Source organism: Streptomyces sp. NPDC042364 (assembly GCF_056437585.1).
Genome location: NZ_JBWKAJ010000021.1, coordinates 98371 through 119839, shown reverse-complemented (window position 1 = coordinate 119839; position 21469 = coordinate 98371). Strand labels below are relative to the sequence as shown.

Sequence of the window (21469 nt, the reverse complement as noted above, 5' to 3'; positions counted from 1 at the left end):
GGTTGTGCGCAGAGCCTCCCGCTCACAGGTCGAGGACCAGGCGGGGTCCGCACGAGCGGGAGACGCAGATGAGCATGGTGTCGCCGGCGGCCCGCTCCTCCTCCGTCAGCAGGGAGTCGCGGTGGTCCGGCCTGCCGTCGAGTACGTCGGTCTCGCAGGTGCCGCAGGTCCCCTCCCGGCAGGAGGAGTCCACCGCGACGCCGGCCTGCTCCACCGCTTCGAGCACCGATCGATCCGGCGGCACCGTGAGGGTGAGCCCGGAGCGGGCGAGCTCCACCTCGAAGGTCCCGACCGGGACTGCCGAGGTCGCCGCGACGGGGGCGAACCGCTCGACGCCCAGCGTGCCCGCCGGCCAGTGGGCGCACCTCTCCCGCAGGGCCTCCAGCAGCGGTCCCGGACCGCAGGCGTGCACCAGGGTGTCCGGCTCGGGCGGGCCGAGGAAGGCGGCGAGGTCCAACAGCCCATACGTGTCCTGAGGTCGGATCAGTACGCGGTCGCCGTACGGGGCGAGACGGTCCAGGAACGCCATGGAGGCGCGGGTGCGGCCGCCGTACAGCAGACGCCAGCGGGCCCCCGCGGCGTCGGCGGCCTCGACCATGGGCAGGATCGGTGTGATGCCGATGCCGCCCGCGACGAACAGATGGCGGGCGGCGGGGCGCAGCGGGAAGTTGTTCCGCGGCCCGCGGACCCGGACGGTGCTGCCCGCGCGCAGATGGTCGTGGACGTACGCGGAGCCGCCACGGCCGCGCGGGTCGCGCAGTACGGCGATCTGCCAGACGTCCCGCTCCTCCGGGCGCCCGCACAGGGAGTACTGGCGGATCATGCCACCGGCCCCGTCCAGGACGACGTCGATGTGGGCACCCGGCGTCCAGGACGGGAGCGCCCCGCCGTCCGGGCGGCGCAGGGTCAGACGGACGACACCGTCGGCGGCGGGGACGCGCGCCGCCACGGTGAGGACGAACCCGGCGGGATCGGGGAGAGCCTCGGTGGCGACGGCTTCGGCGGGGGAGCGTGTCGCCCCGGTGGGGACGCCGGCGGCGGTGTGGTCCGTCCTGGGCAGGGTTCCGGCGTAGGGCAGTCGGTCGTTCATGGTGGTCGGCTCCGGGTTCAGGTCCGTGCGGGCACGTGCAGCAGGAGTGCGTCGCCCTGGCCGCCGCCTCCGCAGAGGGCGGCGGCTCCGCGGCCCCCGCCCCGGCGCCGCAGTTCCGCCGCGAGGGACAGCACCAGGCGGGCACCCGTCATGCCGACCGGGTGACCGAGGGCGATGGCACCGCCGTTGACGTTCACCTTCTCCAGCGGGATGTCCAGTTCTCGGACGGAAGCGAGGGCCACGCCGGCGAACGCCTCGTTGATCTCGAACAGGTCCAGGTCGGCGGCCTTCGACCGGCCGTCCCGGAAGAGGGCGTCGCGGACCGCGCCGGCGGGCTGGACCAGCAGGGAGGCGTCGGGGCCCGCCGTCGTGCCGTACGCGCCGATCTCGGCCAGCGGGGTCAGGCCCTCCCGCCGGGCGCGCTCGGCACTCATCACGACCACGGCCGCGGCCCCGTCGGACAGCTGGGAGGAGTTGCCCGCGGTGATGGTGCCCCCACCGGAGAACGCCGGCCTCAGCCGCCCCAGGCTCTCGGCGGTGCTGTCCGGCCGTACGCCCTCGTCGGTGTCGACCACCACCCTCCCGCCGCCCCGCCCGGTCACCGTGAACGGGACGATCTCGTCGGCCAGTAGGCCCGCACCCTGGGCGAGAGCGGCCCGGCGGTGGGAGAGCGCGCCGTACTCGTCCTGCTCCTCGCGGCTGAGCGCGTACGGCCGCTGGTGGCGCTCGGTGGCCGCACCCATGGAGACGCCGTCGAAGGCGCAGACGAGGGCGTCGCGGTCGAGGGCGTCCTCCACGGCGGTCGCACCGTACTTCCAGCCGGCGCGCGCTCCGCGCAGCAGGTGCGGGGCGCCCGACATGGACTCCATGCCGCCCGCGACGACCACCTCGTGACGCCCGGAGGCGATCATGAGGTCGGCCAGGGCGATGGCGTGCAGACCGGACAGGCAGAGCTTGTTGACCGTGCTCGCGGGCACGGAGAACGGGATGCCGGCGCGGACCGCCGCCTGGCGTGCCGGATTGGGACCGGCCCCGGCCTGGACGACATGGCCCATGACGACGGCTTCGACGGCGGCCGGGTCCAGGGACGCGGCGGCCAGCGCGCCGCCGATGGCATGGGCGCCGAGGTCGACGGCGGACGCGGTACTGAGGGCCCCCATCAGTTTGCCGATGGGTGTTCTGGCTCCGGCGACGATGACGGATCCGGGCACGGCCGGGACCTCCTGCGGAACGTGGGGCCTGTCGGGCGAGGGGACAGGGAGCGGGACGGGCAACGGGGCAGGCCCCGTCGGCCGGGTGCGGTCAGACGACCGTGTCGAGGGCACGCTCGGCGATCATGTGGGCCGTCTCGTTCACCGAGTGCAGCACGATTCGGCCGCCCGGCATCCGGCGCACCCTGCTGATCGAGGTGTAGCCGGGGTGGAACCAGAACATGGTGGGCAGGCCGAGCACGGTCGCCAGAAAGGTGTTGGTGATGCCGCCGTGGCACACCGCCGCGACCCGTCCCTCGGGGTGGGCCTCGAAAACGGTCTCCATGGCCCGTACGGCACGCGCGCGGAAGGCATCCCGGTCCAGGTCGGGTACGAAGTCCTCGTACCGCCCCTCGGCGAGCGCCGCCGCCCGGGGATCGTCCGTGCCGATCTGCTCCGGCGGCGTGTAGGGGTGCGAGACGTCGGTGTCCCACTCGCGGAGGTCGTCCACCACCGTCGCGGTCATGCCGGTGCGCCGCTCCAGGGGGGCCGCCGTCTCGCGTGCGCGCCGGAAGGGGCTGGTGTACAGGGCGTGGATGTCCTCGTGCGCGAGCCAGGTGGCGAGGCGCTCGGCCTGGGCGGTGCCCTCCGGCGACAGCCCCGGGTCGTACACGCCCGCCAGGGGGAGGCCGTGCCTGATGAGGAGGAGTTCTGTCATGGGTGGTCCTTCGTACGCGGGTCGGGCGGGCGTTGTCGGTCGTCCTCGGAGGCGGGCGGCGGGGCTCAGCCCGCGATGGTCCGCTCGGAGTGCCAGTAGGGGCGGCGCATCGCGCGCTTGTCGAGCTTGCCCATCGCGTTGCGCCGGAGCTCGGTGACGAATTCGTAGGACTTGGGGCACTTGTACGCGGCCAGTCGGTCCCGGCAGAACCGGTCCAGTTCCTCGGCGTGCGCGCCCTCGTCGGCCGCCACCACCAGCGCCCGCAGCGCCTCGCCGAAGTCCGGGTCGGGCACACCGATCACCGCCACCTCGGCGACCGCCGGGTGCTGTCCCAGCACGGCCTCGCTCTCGGCCGGGTAGAGGTTGACGCCGCCCGAGACCACGACGTCCGCGGCCCGGTCGGTGATGAAGATGTAGCCGTTCGCGTCGACGTACCCGATGTCGCCGAGCGTGAAGACGCCGGGGGAGAGATAGGCGGACCTCGTCTTCTCCTCGTCCGCGTGGTAGCGCACGCCCCGGTCCTCGGGCGCCCGGAAGGCCAGCAGCCCCCGTTCGCCGGGCGGCAGCGGCCGGCCGTCGTCGTCGGTCACCACCACCTCGAACGGCGGCTGGACGCGCCCGACCGAGCCCGGATGGGCCAGCCACTCGGCGCTGCCGATGCGGGCGACGGTGCCCGCCTCGCTGGCCCCGTACGACTCGGTCAGCACCGGTCCGAACCACTCGATCATGGCCCGCTTCACGTCCGGGGGGCACGCGGACCCCGTGTGGGACACCTGCACGAGGCTGGAGACGTCATGCCGGGCACGCACCTCGTCCGGCAGGGCGAGCAGGCGCTGGAAGTGGGTGGGCACCATGACCGTCGACGTGGCCCGCCACTTCGCGACCCGGCTCAGGAAGACGGCCGGGTCGAACCGGCCGAGGACGACCATCTGCTGCCCGGCGGCCAGATGGCGCAGAGCCGTCAGCGGCGCGTTGTGCTGCAGCGGGCCGCACACCAGATGGGGTCCCGGCGGGAATCCGGGCCGGGCGGACATCGCGGCCAGATAGGCGGAACTGTCGGCCACCGGACCGCTCACCCACCGCACCTCCGTCCCGCGCGCCCGTCCGGTTGTCCCCGACGTGTAGACGAGGGGCGGCCGGGCGGGACGGTCCCCGGGGACGGTCCGATCGGCGGGCGCCGCAGCCAGCCACAGGTCCCAGTCGAAGGCGTGCCCGGTCGCCGGGGTTCCGTGCATCACCAGGGGAAGACCCAGTTCCCGGGCGGCGTCCAGAGCGGACCCGGCCCCCGCCGGGCCGGTGATGATCCCGGTCGCTCCCGAGTCGATGATCTGGTCCACGAGTTCGCCCGGCGTCAGATGCCGGGACGTTGCCACGGTCCCCACACCGGCCCGAAGCCCAGCGAGATGGGCCACCACCGTGGGTATCGCGTTGTCGCCGAGCACCATGACCCGGTCGTGCGGACCGGGCGCGATCTCCAGCAGTCGTACCGACGCCCGCGCCACCTGGTCGGCGAGCCCGGACCAGGACAGCACCTCCCAGTCGTCCACCACGGCGGGCTCGTCCGGGGTCTTCTGGGCGCGACGGTCGAGTGGCAGCTGCGACATGGCTCCTCCGGCGGCTCTCGGCCCCCTCCCGACTGACGGGAGAGTCGATGACGAGACTGTAGCGTTTATCAAGAAAGTGCGGAACACTCTGACGCGGTACGGAGTTCTGTCCACCTGCTTGATGGGTTATTCGGCCTGTTCCATCCTCCGTTACTCAAGCTTTCATCTGGTAAGTGTTCCCAGGGAGGTCCCATGTCCCGGCACGATCTGGACACATGGCGCGCACAGGCCCGGCAGTGGCTGGCCACGCGGCTCGCACCGCGCACGGCGTCGGCGCGCGCGGAGGAGGCGGCCGACCTCGCGGTGTTCCACAACCTCCCCGAGGACCGGGAACTCCTGCTCCTGGAGCGCTGCCGCGCCTATCAGCGAGCTCGCTTCGACGCCGGTTACCAGGCGCTGACCCTGCCCGCCGACCGGGGCGGGGCGGGGCTGACCGCCGCCCATGCCGCGGCCTTCGCCGAGGAGGAGTCCGCCTTCGACGTGCCGCCGTCCACCGAACTGATCAGCGTCACCGTGCGCCTGGTCGCCATGGCCGTCTCCCTCTTCGGGACCGACGAGCAGCGCCACGACTTCGGGCTCGCCTTCCTCCGTACCGACCTGCTGGCCTGTCAGCTCTTCAGCGAACCCGGCGCCGGCTCCGACCTCGCGGCCCTGCGCACCCGGGCCCGGCAGGAGGACGGCGGACGGCCCGCCGCCGACGGAGCCGGGAGCGGTGGTGACTGGGTGATCGACGGTCAGAAGGTGTGGACCTCGGGGGCGCAGTTCGCCGACTACGGCCTGCTGCTCGCCCGCACCGATCCGGATGTCGTCAAACAGGCGGGCATCACCGCTTTCCTGGTCCCGATGGACGCCGCCGGCGTCGAGGTGCGTCCCATCCGGCAGATGAGCGGCGGTGCCTCCTTCAACGAGGTCTTCCTCAGCGGAGTACGTGTGCCGGACCGGCTTCGCATCGGCCGCCCCGGCCAGGGCTGGGAGGTCGCCACCGCCACCCTCGGCTTCGAGCGGACCGCCTCCGGCAGCGGCAACCGGCGCAAGGGCGGCACCTTCACGGACGTGCTCGCCCTCGCGCGCTCGCTCGGCCGCACCGCCGATCCGCTGGTCCGGCAGCACCTCGCCGACCTGTACGTCCGGACCGTGCTGCGCGCCGCGACGGTGGACCGCGTCGCCCGGACGAGCGCCGCCGGCGGCCGGCCCGGCCCCGAGGCGTCGCTGACCAAGCTGATGGCCAGCGACCTGCTCACCCGCACCGGGCAGGTCGCCGCCGACCTCATGGGTGCCCGCATCTGCGCCGACACGGGAGAACCGGGAACCTTCGCCTGGACCGAGCACCTGCTCGGAGCCCCGGGCTACCGGCTGGCGGGAGGCACCGACCAGATCCAGCGCAACCTGATCGGCGAGCGCGTACTGAAACTGCCGCCCGAGCCGCGAGCGGACCGGGTGCCGTTCTCCCGGTTGCCCGGCAACTGAGGGCCGACGACCCGCGGGAGCGTCGGGCCTCCCGGCCCTCCGGTCCCGGGACCTTCCCCGGTCGCGTGGAGCCCCCGTCACTCGGAGCCGAGCCGCGAGGAGTGAGGCCGCGCCCCGGCCACGTGGAGCCGTTCCCCGCCCTCTCGGGGACAGTTCGACACCCCCCTTTGGACCCTTCCGCAATCACCGAGGAGCGACATCGATGGATCTGGGACTGACAGGCGCGAAGGCGCTGGTGACCGGTGCGAGCCGCGGCATCGGCCGGGCGATCGCCGGAACCCTGGCGGCGGAGGGCTGCGCGCTGGCGCTGTGCGCCCGGGGCGAGGAGGCGCTCGCCAAGGCCGCCGCCGAACTGCGCGGCGAGGGAGCGACGGTGTTCGCCGAGCCGGTCGACGTGACCGACCCGGCCGCGCTCGCCGGCTTCGTGGAGCGTGCGGCCGGTGAACTCGCCGGCCTGGACCTGCTGGTCTCCAACGTCTCGGCGGGCAACGTCAAGGGCCCCGACTCGTGGGAGGCCAGCCTGCGCGGCGATCTGATCCCGTTCGCGGGACTCGTGGAGGCGGCCATGCCCCACCTCGAGGCGTCCGACCGGGCGGCGGTGGTCGCCATCGGCACCACCAACGCCTCAGACACCGCCCGACCCGCAGGCGCCAACTCCTACTCCGCCCTCAAGGCCGCCGTGGTCCAGCACGCCTCGGCCCTCGCGCACGCCCTCGCCCCGAAGGGCATCCGTGTCAACACCGTCTCGCCGGGACCCATCGACTTCCCCGGTGGCGCCTGGGAGACCATCCGCACCAGCCGGCCGGAGGTGTACGAGGAGGTCCTCTCCAGAGTGCCGATCGGCCGCTACGGCACCGCGGAGGACGTGGCGGCGGCCGTGGCGTACCTGCTCGGCCGGACCGGCTCCTTCTGCGTCGGGACCAACCTCGTGGTGGACGGCGGGCTGCTGACCCGCGTCCAGTACTGAGCAGTGGCGGGCCCGGCCGGCCGTCTGGACGCCGTACTGGTCTGCGGCGGCAGATGGCACGACTTCGACCACGCGCGGCTTCGGCTGCTGGAGCTGCTCGGCGACCATCCACGGGTGCGTACGAAGGTCTTCCAGGACTACGGCTGTGCCGCCTCGCTGGACGAGGCGGACCTGCTGGTGACGTACACCTGCGACGTGCGGCCCGGCCCTGCCGAACGGGCGGCGCTGGCACGGTTCGTGGAGCGGGGAGGGCGCTGGCTGGCCCTGCACGGCACCAACGCGGTGATCGAACCGCCCGCTCCCGGCGAGCCACGGGTGTTCGGCACGCCACGGCTCCTCGGCGAGGTGGCGGCCGTGCTCGGCAGCCAGTTCCTCGCCCATCCGCCGATCGCGCCGTACGAGGTGCGGGTGACCCGGTCCGACCATCCGCTGGTCGCCGGGATCGATCCGTTCACGGTCACCGACGAGCTGTACGTGTGCGAACTGCACGGGGAGTCGGAGGTGCTGTTGCACACCGAGTACACGGGCCCGTGCCGGGGCTTCGCCGAGGGCGACACGGCGGCCCTCGACGGCGCGCCCCGTCCGGTGCTCTATCTGCGACGGCACGGCCTCGGCGAGGTCTGCTACTTCACCCTCGGCCACTGCCGGGGCCGCTACGACATGCAGGACCTGGGCGTGGCGGACACCGGGCACGTGGACCGGGGGCCGTGGGGGACCGCGGAGTTCGTGGAGGTGCTGCGGCGTTGCGTGGCGCGGACGGTGGGGGAGCCGGGGCCGCCGGAAGCCCCGGCGTGCCGCTGAGCGCGACCGGGCGGCGGGGGCCGGGGCGGCTCGCGCCCGCCCCCACGCGCACGGTCCCCGAGGGCCACCTCCGCGACCTCAGAAAGGCTGCTGCAGGAATTCGAAGAACGCGGCCTGGTTCTTGCCCGCCGTCTTGGCTCTGTACAGGGCGACGTCGGCGTCCCGCAGTGCCTGTGCGGGCGTGGTCGGCCGGGTGAAGCTGCGCGCTCCGATGCTGGTGGTCACCTCGACCGTGGCGCCGTGGGCAAGCAGAAAGGGATCCCGGAAGGCGTCGAGGATCCGCGCGGTGTAGAGGTGCATCGTGCTCAGGTCCACACCTTCCACGAGGAGTGCGAATTCGTCGCCGCCGAGCCTGGCCACCGTGTCCTGGTCGCGGACCTTGCTCGTCAGCCGTCCTGCGACGTCGACCAGCAGTTCGTCGCCGACCGGGTGGCCCAGTGTGTCGTTGACGTGCTTGAAGCCGTCGAGATCGAGCATCAGCAGTCCGGCGGGGGAGAGGTCGGAGCACTGGCTGAGGGCCGACTCCAGATGTTCGTTCAGCAGGGCCCGATTGGCCAGGCCCGTCAGGGGGTCGTGGGTAGCCTGATAGCTCAGCAGTTTCTGGAGTTCCGCTTGTTCCTTCAACGAGGCGGCCAGGGCGGTTGCCCTGCTCTGGGCGAACTGGGCCAGGAACGCCACCCTCAGTACCAGCAGCAGCGAAAGACCGGCCATCATGCCGACGATCACCGCGACGTCCACCGGCTGGTCACGGATTCCCCCGACATTGGCCAGCACGATCAACGGTCCCATCAGGATCAGCGCGATGAGGATCGACAGCCGCCGCGGGGGAAGGTGCTCCTGGTCGGCAGCCAGCCGTGACGGCCGGGCCACGGACGAGTGCAGCGCCGCCACCCCCAGAAGGAGGGACGACACCATCCACGCCACCTCGGCCGCGTCCTCGGCGATCGGCGTGCCGTTCGTCGCCTGGGCCCCGTAGTAGTAGCTGTCGGCGGCCAGCAGGATCACCAGCCATCCGATGCACAGCAGGAACGACGGGGTGTGCGTGCCGGTGGTGAGCATCAGCCGCGCGGCCAGGGACAGCAGCACGAGATCGATGGCGGGATACGCGACGGACAGCGCGAGCGGCCATGCGGACATCTCGCTGCGCAGATAGGGGGCGATGATGAACGCCCAGGACAGGGTGGCGAACCCCATCGTGACGATGCCCGCGTCCAGCAGGCCCGCCCAGTGCAGGCGGCCCGTCTGCTGCCGGGCCAGGGTCACCAGACCGGCAGTGAACAACAGGTAGCTGCCGAGGTAGAGGAGGTCGGCCACGCCCGGGAACGGAACCTCCTCACCGCGTACCTGGTACAGGCCCCAGATGGTGTCCGCCGCCGCGTAGGGTGCCATCCCCGCGGCGAACAGGCACCAGGGAAGGACCGAGGGCGGCCTGTGCCTGGTCACCCCCACCGCGATGGCCAGGACGGCAGAGGCGGATATCAGGGCGCCCATCAGGTACTGCGCCGGGGAGGAGGTGACCAGATAGGCGACGATCACCAGGGTCCCCGCAGCCGCGTATGCCCACGCCGCCGCATCACGGCGGGTGGGCGGGCGGACCATGCTCACAGACCCTCCTTCTCCGCTCCCCCGGGGAGGCGATGACCGGTTGAGCCTCATGCGGGTCCGTGGCCCGGAGGGTGGGAGCGGAGCGTCTCAAGGGCGCGGCAGGTGCGGTCCAGTTCGTCCTGGAGGCGGGGAGCGGTCTCGGCGAGCGGGGCGGGTACTCCGGCGCCGGCGTGCTGTTCGAGTTCCTGGCAGCAGGCGGCCAGACCGCCGGCCCCGATGTTCCCTGCAGCGCCCTTGAGGCTGTGGGCCAGTTCGGCGATCTCCCGGGCGTCGTGGCGGTCCAGGGCGTGGAAGAGGGCGCTGGTCATCTCGGGGGCCCGGGCCAGGAAGTGGTCCACCAGCCGGTCCACCAGCTGGACCTCGGCCGGCGTGCCGTCGCCGCGCAGTTCGTTCAGCCGCTGCTGGATGGAGGCGCGCAGGTCCTCGCTGTCCGTCCGGGGGTGAGGGGCGGGGTGTGCCCAGCGGGCGAGTGTTCGTTGCAGCTCCTCGGCGTCGACGGGTTTGGTGATGTAGTCGTCCATGCCGGCGGCCAGGCAGCGGTCGCGGTCCTCGGCCATGGCGCCGGCGGTCATGGCGATCACCGGCAGGTGGCGGCCGCTGTCTCTCTCCCGGCGGCGCAGCTCCTGGGTGGCGGTGTAGCCGTCCATCCCGGGCATCTGGCAGTCCATCAGCACGGCCTGATAGGGGTGTTCCGTGTGCTCCTCGGTCAGTTGCAGTGCCTCGATGCCGTCGGCGGCGATGTCGGCGCTGTAGCCGAGGCTGGTGAGAATGCCTTGCGCCACCATCTGGTTGATGTCGTTGTCCTCGACCAGGAGCAGATGGCCGCGGTGGGCGCGCGGGGGTGCGGGAGGGGCCGGTGCGGGAGCGGCCGCGGGGGGCCTCTGGGTGACGAGTTCGACGAGGGCGTCCATGAGCTGGGACTGCTGGACGGGCTTGGGCAGGCTGCAGGCGATCCCGGCCGCGGTCAGTTCCGCGGTGGACAGCGGTGTGCTGGAGCTGAGCATCAGCAGCCGTACGCGGCCGAGTTTCTGGTCGGCGGTGATCCGCCGGGCGAGTTCGAGGCCGTCCATGTCGGGCATCTGCATGTCGAGCAGGGCCAGGTCGAAGGGCCTGCCTGCGGCTGCTGCCTCGTGCAGGGCCACCAGGGCCTGGGGGCCGCCGGCCACGGTGGCGGGCCGCATGTGCCACCTGCGCAGCTGGGTCTCGAGGATCAGCCGGTTGGTGTCGTTGTCGTCGACGACCAGCGCCCGCAGCCCGCGCAGGACGACGGGCTGGACAGGTGTCGCCCGGTTCCGGGGGGCGTCGGGTGTCCGTGCCGGCACGGTGAACCAGAACGTGCTGCCCTCGCCAGGTCGGCTGGTGACCCCGATGGAGCCCCCCATGGCCTCGGTGAGCCTGCGGCAGATGGCCAGGCCCAGACCCGTACCTCCGTAGCGGCGGGTGGTGGAGGCGTCCGCCTGGGAGAAGGCGTCGAACATCCGCTGCTGGTCGGCCTCGGCGATGCCGATGCCGGTGTCGGCCACCTCGAAGCGCAACCACGGTCCGCTCCCCGCGGAGGCCGGCTCAGGCGCGGGGCGGGCCCGCAGGACCACCTCGCCCGACTCGGTGAACTTCACCGCGTTGGACACCAGGTTGAGCAGGATCTGCCGCAGCCGGTCCGCGTCGCCGAGCATCATGGCGGGCACATCCGGATCGCAGTCACTGAGCAGCTCCAGCCCTTGGGCCTGCGGGGTCTGCGCCACCAGCGAGATGACCTCCTCGGCCATCACCTGCGGGCTGAAGGGGACCTCGTCCAGCTCCAGCTTGCCCGCCTCCAGCTTGGAGAAGTCCAGGATGTCGTTGATCAGTGACAGCAGGGCCGAGCCGGCGGCCTGGATACCTGCCGCGTAGCGGCGCTGCTCGGCGTCCAGCTCGGTGCCCAGCAGCAGGTTGCTCAGTCCGATGACGCCGTTCATGGGAGTACGGATCTCATGGCTCATGGAGGCGACGAAGTGGGACTTCGCCTTCGACGCGGCGATCGCCTGATCGCGGGCCTCGGCCAGGGCGGCCTCGGCCTGCCTGTGCTCGCTGATGTCGCGGACGAAGGCGTTGAAGCAGCGCGCCTTCGCCGACTTCATCCGCCACACATGGAGTTCGACGGGAATCTCGTGGCCGTCCCGGTGCAGCGCCTCGAGTTCGATGCGGCGGCCGAGGACGTGTGCCTCTCCTCCGGCCAGGACCCGCCGCAGGCCGGCCATGTGTGCGGCTCGGTGACGCTCGGGGATGATGGTCTCCGTCAGCGGTCGGCCCATGGCCTCGCGATGGGTGAACCCGAAAAGCGTCTCGGCGCTCTGGTTCCAGTCGATGACCACCCCGTCCTCGTCGATGGAGACGAAGGCGTCCCGGGCGGTCTCGATCACCGAACGCGCCTGGTCCTGAAGCAGTCGCAGCGCTTCCTCCCGGCGCCGCTGGCCCTCCGCCTCGCGGAGAAAGCCCCGCACTTCGAGTGGTTCGCCCGCGGCGTCCCGCACCACCCAGGTCGTCGCCTCGACCCACATCCAGTGCCCGTCGGCGTGCCGCAGACGCAGACACACCACCACCCTGCCGTCGCGGAGCAGGTCCCGCTCCGCCCACTCGAACTCCTCGACGTCACCAGGGTGCACCCAGGACTCCGCGGACGTCCCGACGATTCTCTCGACCGGCCTGCCCAGCAGCTTCGCTCCCGCCGCGGAGACCTCCTGGAAAACGCCGTCGAGCGACCGCCGGAACACCATGTCCGGGGAGTTCTTCACCAGCAGCCGGAACCGTTCCTCGTCATCGGCCGCGAACTGCCTCGATGGGTTGGCGGGGCCCATAGGTCTGCCTCCACGTGTGCTGCCCGACCACGCAGGCGGCCGTCATCCGACAGACCGCCTTGACGATCTCTGCGCGGCGCCGCCTGTCGGAGAGCGCCGGCGGACACCGGTCGCGGATGCGGCATGTCGAGCCGGAGGCCGCACCCCCACACTGCGCTTGCCGCAACCGACACCGCGGCCCGGATGGGACAGGGGCGGCGCTCACCGCCTTCCCGCCCCGCGGACCGCAGAGCAGTCACGGAGAGTAAGTCATCGAGCTCGGGGTGCCAACGGACACTTCCAGAGAAGAACGATCGACTCAAGATCGCAAATCGAGCCGCCCGGTTCGTTCGAGAGGTCGGAACGCGAACGACCTGGACGAACGGGGCAGACCGCGGCCGGCCGGTGACAGTGAGCCCGGGCCGACGGCGGGCCGCCGGAACAGGACAGCACAGCGAGAGGCGCCGGCCCCCTCCCGTGCATGTCGCACGGACCCCGGTCACCGGTACGGACGGCGGGGCCTCCCCGATCCCGACCGGTGGCCGCTCCGTGGCCGGTGCCGCTCCGCCTGCCGCGTTTCGGAACGTGCGTTCGATCCGGGCTGACGGGCTTCGTCCGTCGAAGCCCGGACGGGCCGAGGCCCCTCGGCCCCGCTTCCGGCCGACCGATTCGGTCGTGCGCGGGCGAGGGCCGGGGGCAGCGACGGGGGCCCTCCGGCGGGGTCGCAGGGGCGGCGTTGTCGGGGGCCGGGACGGGCAGGGGCGGTGGGGCCGATCCCGCGGCCCCGCCGCCCCCGCCGTGTTCAGCCGTGGGGCAGTACCACCGCGCGGCCGTTGATCCGGCCGGCGTGCAGGCGCTCGTAGGCCATCGGCGCCTCCTCGAGGGAGAAGGTCTCGACATGGGAGGAGACGAGGCCCTGTCGGGCCAGCGCGATGACCTCCATGAGCTCCACCCGGCTGCCCCAGTAGGGGAACGTGGCGGACACCTCGAACGGCAGCCCCCCGCCGAAGCCGACCGCCAGGGTGCCCCCGCCGAGTCCGACCAGGGTCACATCCCCTTCGACGGCCACCGACGCGGCGGCGATCGCCGAGGTCGCCGGCGCCCCGACGAAGTCCAGGACCACATCCGCTCCCGTCCCCCCGGTGAGTTCCCGGATCCGCCCGGCCGCCGTGTCGTCGGAGAGAAGCGCCTCGTGGGCACCGACGGACCTCGCCAGCTCCAGCTTCTCCCCGCCGAGGTCGAGGGCGACCACCCGGGCCGGTGTCAGCGCGCGCAGCAACTGCACGGCGAGATGACCGAGCCCGCCGACACCGATCACGACCGCGGTGCTGCCCGGCGCGAGCTTCGGCCGCGACTTCGCGATCGCGTGATACGGCGTCAGCCCGGCGTCGGTGAGGGGCGCCGCCTGCACCGGGTCGAGACCGTCGAGAGGAACCAGGTGGCGGGGCGAGTTCACCAGCATGTACTCGGCCAGGGCGCCGGGCGCGCCGAGCCCGGGCGGCAGGATGCCGAGCCCGGCGGCGTACGGGCAGCAGTTCTCCTTGCCCGCGGCGCACGTGCGGCAGCGACCGCAGCCCCACGGCCCGTACACCGCCACCGCGTCCCCCTCCGCCAGTCCCTCGACACCGCTGCCCACCGCGGCGACGGTGCCGACCCCCTCGTGCCCGAGCGTCATCGGCAGCGCGTACGGGAACTGCTCCTCGGGCCAGCCCATGACCGCCAGGTCGGAGTGGCAGAGCCCCGCCGCCGTCACCTTCAGCAGCACCTGTCCGGGGCCGGGCTCCGGCACGGGAACCTCGACGACCTCGGGGGCGCGTCCCACCGTCCGGTACTGCACCGCTTTCATCGTCGGTTCTCCTCACCGCTGGTGGGTGGGGCGGCCCCCTCCGCGGGGACCTCGAATCCGGCGTGCGGGGTTCCCCTCCGGCGGCGCAGGACGGCGGGCAGGGCGATCCGGCCGCCGGTGAGGACGAGCGCGACGATGAGGACGGAGCCGGTGAACAGGCTGGCGGCCCACTGGGCGCTGGTGGCGAGGCCGAGTCCCGTGATGCCGGTGCCGAGCAGCATGACCGCGAGCACCGTCCCCCAGGCGTTGAAGCGTCCGGCGCGCAGCTGCGTCGCCCCGACGAAGGTCGCGGCGTAGGCGGACAGCAGATACGGGCTGCCCGCGGTCGGCGAGCCGGATCCGACGGAGGACGCGAAGACGACCCCGGCGAAACCGGAGAGCAGTGCGGAGGCCACCAGGGTCAGGAAGCGCAGCCGGTCCGTGCGCACCCCTTGCAGTCGTGCCGCGTCGGAGTTGAACCCGGTCGCGTACAACCGGCGCCCGGTGGCGGTGTGTTCCAGCAGGAACCAGATGGCCACCGCGGCGAGCAGCAGGTACAGCACCGGCAGCGTGATCCCGCCCGCGTCCAGCTGGGCGATGCTCGCGAAGGGCTCGGCCAGCAACTGCACCCCGGTGATGGAACTGTCACCGGTGACCATGGTGATCAACGACTGGATCAGCGCACCGGTCGCCAGGGTGGCGATGAACGAGTCGACGCGCAGCACCACCACCACGATCCCGTTGACGACCCCGACCAGCAGCGCGGCGGCCATCGCCAGGGCGATCGCGGTGAACGGTCCGAATCCGGCGGAGACCAGGAAGCGGGCGGTCAGCACGCTGGTGAGCGACATGGTGTAGGCGACCGACAGGTCGAAGACGCGGGCGGCCAGCGGCGGTACGACGCTCAGCGCCACCAGTCCGGCGACGGCGTTGCCGTTCAGCACCTGCTTGACGGTGGTGGTGGTCGGGAACGTCTCCGGCGCCCAGACGGAGAAGAGCACGACGATGACCAGCCACACGTAGACGGCGCCGATGTTCCGGAACGACAGGGCGGCCGCCGCCCGCCGTACCGGTGCCCCGGGCGCGAGCACGCCGGTCCGGTCCGGTGCGGACGGCCGGAGCGCCGCCGCCCGGGTCGGGGTGGATGTCATGTCACTCGGTTCCTTCCCACTCCAGGGCTCATGTCAGTCGGTTCCTTCCATGGCGTGCACGAGCGCGGGCTCGGTGATGTCCCGGCCGGCGAGCTCCCGTACGATCCGGCCGTCCCGCACCACCAGGACGCGGGTGCACAGGGCGAGCAGGTCCTGTGTGTCGGACGAGGAGACGATGACGCCCATCCCTTCCTCCGTCTGGCGCTCTATCAGGTCGTACAGCTGGAGACGGGTGGCGATGTCGACGCCGGCCGTCGGCTCGCACAGCGCCAGTACGGGCGGGCGCTGGGCCAGGCAGCGGGCCATGACGACCTTCTGCTGGTTGCCACCGCTCAACGTGGTGATCCGCGCCCCGCGGCCCGCCGTACGCACCCCGACCCGCCGGATCCAGTCCTCGGCGAGGGACGACTCGCGACGCCGGTGCAGCCGTCCGCCACGGGCGCGGAGCCGGTGCAGGAGGGGCAGGGTGAGGTTCTCGCCGACCGAGAAGTCACCGATCACTCCCTCTCCCGCCCGGTCGGCGGGGACGAGCGGAAGACCCAGCCCCCCGGCGTCGCGCGCGTCGGTCCACCGCTCGGAACGCTGCGGCAGCCGCAGCGTTCCGCTCACCCGCCCGCCGTGGGCCCCGCACACCGCGTACGGCACGATCTCGTGTCCGGAGCCGACGAGTCCGGTGATGCCCAGACGCTCGCCGCCCGCCAGGTCGAAGCCGATTCCGCGCAGGGGCCCCGCCCGCAGGTCCCGGACCTCGAGCACCGCCCCGGTGGGGACGGAACGAGTGGCGGGCCGGTGGTCGGTCTCCATCTCCTCGCCCGCCATCAGGGCCGCCAGCGAGCGCGGCGTGAGATCGGAGACCGCGCGTGTGGCGATGCGGCGTCCGCCGCGGATCACGGTGACCCGGTCGGCGAGCGCGAAGATCTCGTCCATCCGGTGGGACACGTACAGCACGCTCGCGCCCGCGTCCCGGACCTCCCGCACGATGTCGAACAGCCGGGCCACCTCACCGGGCGGCAGCACGGCGGTGGGCTCGTCGAGCACCAGTACCCCGCGCCGGCCCTCCCAGCCCTGCAACGCGGCGGCGATGGCCACCACCGCGCGCTGGACCGGGGTCGCCGCCGACAGGGGCCGGCGCACGTCGATACCGAGACCGAACCGCTCGACCAGCGCGGTCGTCCGTCGCTCCATCTCCGGCCAGCGGATGTTGCCGAGGGCCGTCCGGGCGAAGCCGTGGCTGAGGGCGAGGTTGTCGACGGCGCTCAACTCGCCGACCAGTCCCATCTCCTGGTGGACGAAGCGGAGCCGGTCGTGCCGGGAGGCGGTGACCTGGCCGAGGTCGAACGGCTCACCGTCGAGTTCCGCGACGGCCCCCGGCTCCGCGTGGTGGTATCCCGCGAGGATCTTGATGAGGGTGGACTTGCCGGAGCCGTTGGGGCCGATCAGGGCGTGGATCTCGCCCTGGGCGACCTCCAGGTCGACGTCCCGCAGTGCCTGGGTCCCGCCGAATCGCTTGGACAATCCGGTCACCCGCAGGACCGGCCGGGTCAACTCAGCCCCCACAGCGCCTTGAACTGCGCCTGGTAGTCCTCGACGATCGGGAAGTCGCCGTCGGCCGAGGGCAGGTTGTCCTTGGTGACGAGCATGTTGGGCAGTGCGGCCTTCTGGTCCACGTCCATGGGCTGGCCGGTGAAGTGCCGGGCCAGTGCGTCGGCCTGGAGCCAGGCCGTCTCGTGGGAGTTGAGCGCCATCGCGCCGTCGGTGAGACCGCTCTGGATGTACTGGTAGTTCTGCGCGTCACCGACGTTGACGACGATGCGCTTGCCGGTGATGCCGGCGGTCTTCAGCGCGGCCGGCACGCCCACGTTGAGCAGGCCCAGGGAGAAGACGACATGGGTCACCTTCGGGTGCGACCGGAGGTACGACACCACGCGGTCCGGCATGTCCTTGCCCACGGCGGTGATCGGCACATCGACGTTGTCCAGCCCGCAACCGTCGCACCACTTCCTGTACTTGGCGGCGAAGGAGTCCTTGACGGGCTTGAGGATCGTGTACGCCGGAAGGTCGAAGTACACCGTGTTCGCCTCGGCGTCACTGTTCGACACCACCCATGAGGCGAGCATCTCGCCCTGGACGCCGACGTCGTCCGGCCCGTTCTTGAGCAGGGAGATGCCGTCGCCCAGCAGGTCGTCGGCGTTCGACTGGATGACGGGGATCTCGGCGGCCTTCAGCCGGGCCAGCTGCTTGGCGTAGACGGCACGCGGGAATCCGGAGGCGACGACGGCGTCCGGCTTGTCGCGCAGCGCCTGGTCGTAGGCGGCCTGGACGGACTCGGGGGTTCCCTGCGTCGCGATCTGCCTCACCTTCCAGCCGAGTTCCCCGGCGGCCTCGGTGAAGAAGTCGGCGAGGTCCTTGCAGGACTGCACGCCGCAGAGGATGAAGTCGATCCTCTTGCCCTTGGGGATCTTCTTGCCCACGGGCTCGGTGACGGAGATCGTGGTCGGCCGCTGGGTGTACATCTCCAGGGCCGCACGGGCCGCCGCGAGGCCGGGCGAGCCCGGTTTCGCCGCCTGTGACGTGTCGGCGGCCGGAGTGGAGTCGCTCCCGCAGGCCGTCAGGGTGAGCAGGGCGGTGACCGGCACGAGTGCGGTGAGGGCGCGGCGGACCGCGCGACCGGGTGTGGAACTCATCGTCGAGTACTCCCGTGGTGAGGTGCCTGCGCTTCCTGGCCGCGCGTCGCTTCCGCGTCCGCGGCGACCGGCTCGGGCCAGGCGGATCCGGTGCCGCCCGGACGGGACGGCACGCATGGGGTGCTGAGGGGACGAGGGCTGCGTCGATCGCCGGCGTGGGGCACGGCGCGGGCCGCAGGGGCGACCCCACGGCGCTGGAGCCGGGACGGGCGGACGCCGCACCGGTACGAGAAACTTTTGAGGCACTACAGCCTCAAGTGCGTCGGAGTGTGGCACGCCTGGGCGTGCTTGGGGAGGGGCCTGTCAGAAAATTCCCAGTCGACCCGCTTCTCTTCGGGAGTGACCTCGGATGATGCGGCTCCGTCCATCGTCGCGACTGTTGCTCCCGGTCGCCACTGCTAACTACACTCACTCTCAAGTTTCTGCCGGAGGAGAGATGATGGACGAAACATCGGAGTCGGTCACCGCGCGGTGCCCCGGGCCCAGCGTCCAGGACTACCTCGACCAGGACAGCCGGCCCGTTCCCGCCGCCCTGAGGTACGAGCGGAACGACCCCCTCGGCAGCGAGGACATCGACGCCACACGCTTCACCTCCCGCGACTGGGCCGAACGCGAGATGCGGCAGGTGTGGCGCCGCGTCTGGCAGTTCGCCTGCCTGGAGAGCGAGATCCCCGAGGTCGGCGACCACGAGGTCTACGAGATCGGCGAGGACTCGCTCATCGTCGTGCGCACGGCCCCGGGCGAGATCCGCGCCTTCGTCAACGCCTGCCTGCACCGCGGCCGCAAACTGCGCACCGGCGGCGGCAATGTCGGGGAGTTCCGCTGCCCGTTCCACGGCTTCGCCTGGAACCTCGACGGCACCATGCAGACCCCGCCGTGCGCCTGGGACTTCCCGCACGTCAGCCCGGAGAAGTTCGCGCTGCCCGAGGCCCGGGTGGCGACCTGGCGCGGCTTCGTCTTCATCAACATGGACCCGTACGCGGAGTCCTTCGACAGCTACCGCGGCTCCTTCGACGACTACTACATCTGGCCGCTGGAGGACCGCTACAAGTCGCTGCACATCGCCAAGGTGCTGCCCTGCAACTGGAAGATCGCGCAGGACGCGTTCATCGAGTCCTTCCATGTGATCGCCACGCACCCCCAGATGCTGCCGTGGCTCGCCGACGCCAACTCCCAGTACGACGTGAGTTCCGACCAGCCCCACTGGAACCGGATGATCAACATCCAGGGCGCCCCCAGCCCCCATGTGGCCGACTCCGTCACGGAGGAGGACGTCCTGGAGACCTTCTACGACTCACGGGCCTTCTACTCCGCGGCCCAGGGCCGTGACCTGGTGATGGGCGAGGGCGAGGAACTGCCCGCGATCCCGCCCGGCGGCACCGCCCGCCAGGTCCTGGCCCAGCGCATGCGCGAACAGCTCGCGGCCACGTCGCGCCAGGACTTCTCGCAGACCCCCGACACGGAACTGCTGGACGCCATCAACTACCTGCTGTTCCCCAACTTCAACCCGTGGGGCGGCGCCAAGTCCAACATCGTCTACCGGTTCCGGCCCAACGGCCTCGACCCCGACTCCTGCATCGCCGAGATCATCTTCATGTCGGCCCCGAAGCAGCCGGGCGAGACGCCCCCTCCGGCCCGGATCCGCTGGGTGCCCGAGGACATGCTCTTCGCCGACATCCCCGAACTGGGTGTGCTCGGGCCTGTCTTCGACCAGGACTGCGAGAACCTGCCCTACGTCCAGCAGGGGCTGAAGACGATGCGCAAGCCGGGCATCACCCTGGCCAACTACCAGGAGAGCCGCATCCGCCACTTCAACCGGACGCTCGACCACTGGATGGACAGGTGACCCACCGCGTGGCGGTCCGGCCGGCCGGCGTCGAGATCGACGTCCTCGACGGCGAGGACGTGTTCACCGCCGCCCGGCGGCTCGGCTACCGCTGGCCCACCGTCTGCGGCGGCAAGGGCACCTGCCGTACCTGTTTCGTGCGGATCGAGGAAGGCGCCGAGAACTGTTCCCCCGTGGACCCGCTGGAACGCGAGGGCATCGAAGCCCTGCGCATGCCGGTGGACGGCCTGACCCGGCTCGCCTGCCGGCTGCGGGTCGAGGGCCCGGTGACCGTGACCAAGCGCGGTGTACGCCGCCGAGTGCAGGAGTGAGGGCCCATGGCCAAGCAAGTGATCCACCCGCTGACCGGGCACGTGTACCGGCTCACCGAGGACGGTCTGGTCGAGGTGACCGACCCGAAGACCGGCGCGCGGGGTGTCTTCGACTTCCAGGCCCGGTGGCTGTCGGGCGAGCTGCGCCACGCCGATCTCCAGATGGCGGGCTGGGTGGGCCGCCTCGCCCGGCGGCGGGGTTTCCGCCGACCGGGGGAGTGACCCGGTGGCACCCCGGACCACACGCGTGGTCTGCCTGGTGCGTCGGCCCGACGGGGAGCCGTCGCCCGGTGACTTCGCCGTCGAGGAGCGTCCGCTGCCGCCGGTCGGCGAGGGCCAACTCCTCGTCCGCAACCTCTACATGAGCGTCGACCCGTCGATGCGGGGACGGCTGGAGAGCACCGAGAAGCACTACACCCACAACTTCGCCCCCGGCTCACCGCTCGACGGCCGGGCACTCGGCGTGGTCGAGGAGAGCCGCTGCCCCTCGGTGCCCGTCGGCGCCTACGTACGCCACCAACTGGGCTGGCGGGAGCGGGCCGTGCTGGACGCCGCGGACACCGACGGCGCGGACCGGGTCGACCCGCGCCTCGCCCCGCTCCCCACCTGGCTGGGCCTGCTCGGGCAGACCGGCTTCACCGCGTACGTCGGTCTCACCCGGATCGCCGGACTCCGCCCCGGCGACACGGTCTTCGTGTCGGCCGCGGCGGGGGCCGTCGGCACCGCGGCCGGTCAGTTCGCCCGGCTGCTGGGCGCGGGCCGGGTCATCGGCACCGCCGGCGGGGCTGACAAGTGTGCCCTGCTGGTGAAGGAGTTCGGCTACCACGCCGCCGCGGACTACCGCGCCGAGCCGGTCCGTGACGCGCTGGCCCGGCTGGCCCCCGAGGGCATCGACGTCTATTTCGACAACGTCGGCGGTGAGCAGCTCGCCGCCGCCCTGCACTGCCTGCGCACCGGTGGCCGGGTCGCCTTGTGCGGCATGATGTCGCAGTTCGGCGGCGCGCCACGGTCCGCGGACATCAACCAGTTGATCCAGGCGGTCCTCAAGCGGCTGACGCTGCGCGGCTTCATCGTCCGCGACCACGACGACCTCCGGCCGGAGTTCGAGCAGCGGGTCGCGGGCTGGCTCGCCGAGGGCCGGATCACCGCGCGCGAGACGGTCGTGGACGGCCTGGAGAACGCCGCCGACGCCCTGCTGTCCCTGCTGGACGGCGGCAACGTCGGCAAGATGCTGGTGCGGCTGGACGACAGCCGCTGAGACGGTGCCCCCGGCAAGGGGGTGTGACCGAGGATCGTAGTTGGCGGGTGATGCTCACTTCGGTGCAGGTCGTCGGCAGGTGGAGGGAGCTGGTCGGCGGATCTTGAGGGCGATAGTTGGCGGGCCGGGCTCCGACTCG

At 72.0% G+C, this 21469-nt stretch carries 17 protein-coding genes; 7 read left to right on the top strand and 10 right to left on the bottom strand.

From position 1 onward, the window contains the following. Positions 1–22: 22 nt before the first annotated feature. From AC067N_RS31725 to AC067N_RS31710, 4 genes are all read right to left on the bottom strand, one after another. Entirely contained in the window at positions 23–1090 is a 1068-nt protein-coding gene (locus AC067N_RS31725) for a PDR/VanB family oxidoreductase (protein ID WP_478682351.1), read from the bottom strand. Between the two features lie 17 nt (positions 1091–1107). Then, positions 1108–2301, bottom strand: a complete 1194-nt coding sequence (locus AC067N_RS31720; RefSeq protein WP_478682350.1) for an acetyl-CoA C-acyltransferase — start codon at positions 2299–2301, stop codon at positions 1108–1110. Between the two features lie 91 nt (positions 2302–2392). Beyond that, positions 2393–2998 (bottom strand): histidine phosphatase family protein, encoded by a 606-nt coding sequence (locus tag AC067N_RS31715; protein WP_478682349.1) that lies wholly within the window; start codon positions 2996–2998, stop codon positions 2393–2395. 65 nt (positions 2999–3063) lie between these two features. After that, positions 3064–4602: an AMP-binding protein gene (locus AC067N_RS31710; protein WP_478682348.1), complete on the bottom strand. Its 1539-nt coding sequence runs from the start codon at positions 4600–4602 to the stop codon at positions 3064–3066. A gap of 192 nt (positions 4603–4794) precedes the next feature. Here AC067N_RS31710 and AC067N_RS31705 point away from each other — a divergent pair, with 192 nt between their 5' ends. The 3 genes from AC067N_RS31705 (at position 4795) to AC067N_RS31695 (ending at position 7837) form a co-directional block, all read left to right on the top strand. Next, positions 4795–6069 carry an acyl-CoA dehydrogenase family protein gene (locus AC067N_RS31705; RefSeq protein WP_478682347.1) on the top strand — a complete coding sequence of 425 codons (1275 nt, stop codon included), beginning with the start codon at positions 4795–4797 and terminating at the stop codon, positions 6067–6069. Between the two features lie 202 nt (positions 6070–6271). Then, on the top strand, positions 6272–7036 hold the full coding sequence (locus tag AC067N_RS31700) for an SDR family NAD(P)-dependent oxidoreductase (protein WP_478682346.1): 765 nt from the start codon (positions 6272–6274) through the stop codon (positions 7034–7036). Positions 7037–7039: 3 nt separating this feature from the next. After that, on the top strand, positions 7040–7837 hold the full coding sequence (locus AC067N_RS31695) for a ThuA domain-containing protein (RefSeq protein WP_478682345.1): 798 nt from the start codon (positions 7040–7042) through the stop codon (positions 7835–7837). Between the two features lie 78 nt (positions 7838–7915). Here the strand turns inward: AC067N_RS31695 and AC067N_RS31690 are convergent, their stop codons facing one another. The 6 genes from AC067N_RS31690 to AC067N_RS31665 all read right to left on the bottom strand — a co-directional run bounded on the left by AC067N_RS31690 (position 7916) and on the right by AC067N_RS31665 (position 17915). Continuing rightward, positions 7916–9436 carry a diguanylate cyclase domain-containing protein gene (locus AC067N_RS31690; protein ID WP_478682360.1) on the bottom strand — a complete coding sequence of 507 codons (1521 nt, stop codon included), beginning with the start codon at positions 9434–9436 and terminating at the stop codon, positions 7916–7918. 53 nt (positions 9437–9489) lie between these two features. Beyond that, complete coding sequence (locus AC067N_RS31685) at positions 9490–12276, bottom strand: response regulator (RefSeq protein WP_478682344.1); 2787 nt, start codon at positions 12274–12276, stop codon at positions 9490–9492. 781 nt (positions 12277–13057) lie between these two features. Further along, on the bottom strand, positions 13058–14101 hold the full coding sequence (locus tag AC067N_RS31680) for an NAD(P)-dependent alcohol dehydrogenase (RefSeq protein ID WP_478682343.1): 1044 nt from the start codon (positions 14099–14101) through the stop codon (positions 13058–13060). Then, a complete protein-coding gene (locus tag AC067N_RS31675; RefSeq protein ID WP_478682342.1) occupies positions 14098–15231 on the bottom strand; it encodes an ABC transporter permease in 1134 nt (377 codons plus the stop codon). The genes AC067N_RS31680 and AC067N_RS31675 overlap by 4 nt, the downstream gene beginning before the upstream one ends. A gap of 33 nt (positions 15232–15264) precedes the next feature. Then, positions 15265–16746 carry a sugar ABC transporter ATP-binding protein gene (locus tag AC067N_RS31670; protein ID WP_478682341.1) on the bottom strand — a complete coding sequence of 494 codons (1482 nt, stop codon included), beginning with the start codon at positions 16744–16746 and terminating at the stop codon, positions 15265–15267. Positions 16747–16772: 26 nt separating this feature from the next. Beyond that, the gene (locus AC067N_RS31665) at positions 16773–17915 is read right to left on the bottom strand and encodes a sugar ABC transporter substrate-binding protein (protein ID WP_478682340.1); all 1143 of its coding nucleotides are present in this window, start codon (positions 17913–17915) and stop codon (positions 16773–16775) included. 436 nt (positions 17916–18351) lie between these two features. Between AC067N_RS31665 and AC067N_RS31660 the strand changes: the two genes are divergently transcribed. Genes AC067N_RS31660 through AC067N_RS31645 form a run of 4 tightly spaced genes read left to right on the top strand, consistent with a single transcriptional unit; the run spans position 18352 to position 21330 of the window. Further along, positions 18352–19761: an aromatic ring-hydroxylating oxygenase subunit alpha gene (locus AC067N_RS31660; protein ID WP_478682339.1), complete on the top strand. Its 1410-nt coding sequence runs from the start codon at positions 18352–18354 to the stop codon at positions 19759–19761. Continuing rightward, positions 19758–20072, top strand: a complete 315-nt coding sequence (locus AC067N_RS31655) for a 2Fe-2S iron-sulfur cluster-binding protein (protein WP_478682338.1) — start codon at positions 19758–19760, stop codon at positions 20070–20072. The genes AC067N_RS31660 and AC067N_RS31655 overlap by 4 nt, the downstream gene beginning before the upstream one ends. Before the next feature lie 6 nt (positions 20073–20078). Then, on the top strand, positions 20079–20294 hold the full coding sequence (locus AC067N_RS31650) for a transposase (protein WP_478682337.1): 216 nt from the start codon (positions 20079–20081) through the stop codon (positions 20292–20294). A gap of 4 nt (positions 20295–20298) precedes the next feature. Further along, a complete protein-coding gene (locus AC067N_RS31645; RefSeq protein ID WP_478682336.1) occupies positions 20299–21330 on the top strand; it encodes an NADP-dependent oxidoreductase in 1032 nt (343 codons plus the stop codon). Positions 21331–21469: the final 139 nt, after the last annotated feature.

Excerpts from the sequence above, each read along its gene's own strand:
- AC067N_RS31710 (WP_478682348.1), bottom strand. The coding sequence starts at position 4,602 with ATGTCGCAGCTGCCACTCGACCGTCGCGCCCAGAAGACCCCGGACGAG.
- AC067N_RS31690 (WP_478682360.1), bottom strand. The coding sequence starts at position 9,436 with ATGGTCCGCCCGCCCACCCGCCGTGATGCGGCGGCGTGGGCATACGCG.
- AC067N_RS31650 (WP_478682337.1), top strand. The coding sequence starts at position 20,079 with ATGGCCAAGCAAGTGATCCACCCGCTGACCGGGCACGTGTACCGGCTC.
- AC067N_RS31725 (WP_478682351.1), bottom strand. The coding sequence starts at position 1,090 with ATGAACGACCGACTGCCCTACGCCGGAACCCTGCCCAGGACGGACCAC.
- AC067N_RS31660 (WP_478682339.1), top strand. The coding sequence starts at position 18,352 with ATGATGGACGAAACATCGGAGTCGGTCACCGCGCGGTGCCCCGGGCCC.
- AC067N_RS31700 (WP_478682346.1), top strand. The coding sequence starts at position 6,272 with ATGGATCTGGGACTGACAGGCGCGAAGGCGCTGGTGACCGGTGCGAGC.
- AC067N_RS31675 (WP_478682342.1), bottom strand. The coding sequence starts at position 15,231 with ATGACATCCACCCCGACCCGGGCGGCGGCGCTCCGGCCGTCCGCACCG.
- AC067N_RS31715 (WP_478682349.1), bottom strand. The coding sequence starts at position 2,998 with ATGACAGAACTCCTCCTCATCAGGCACGGCCTCCCCCTGGCGGGCGTG.
- AC067N_RS31665 (WP_478682340.1), bottom strand. The coding sequence starts at position 17,915 with ATGAGTTCCACACCCGGTCGCGCGGTCCGCCGCGCCCTCACCGCACTC.
- AC067N_RS31705 (WP_478682347.1), top strand. The coding sequence starts at position 4,795 with ATGTCCCGGCACGATCTGGACACATGGCGCGCACAGGCCCGGCAGTGG.
- AC067N_RS31685 (WP_478682344.1), bottom strand. The coding sequence starts at position 12,276 with ATGGGCCCCGCCAACCCATCGAGGCAGTTCGCGGCCGATGACGAGGAA.
- AC067N_RS31680 (WP_478682343.1), bottom strand. The coding sequence starts at position 14,101 with ATGAAAGCGGTGCAGTACCGGACGGTGGGACGCGCCCCCGAGGTCGTC.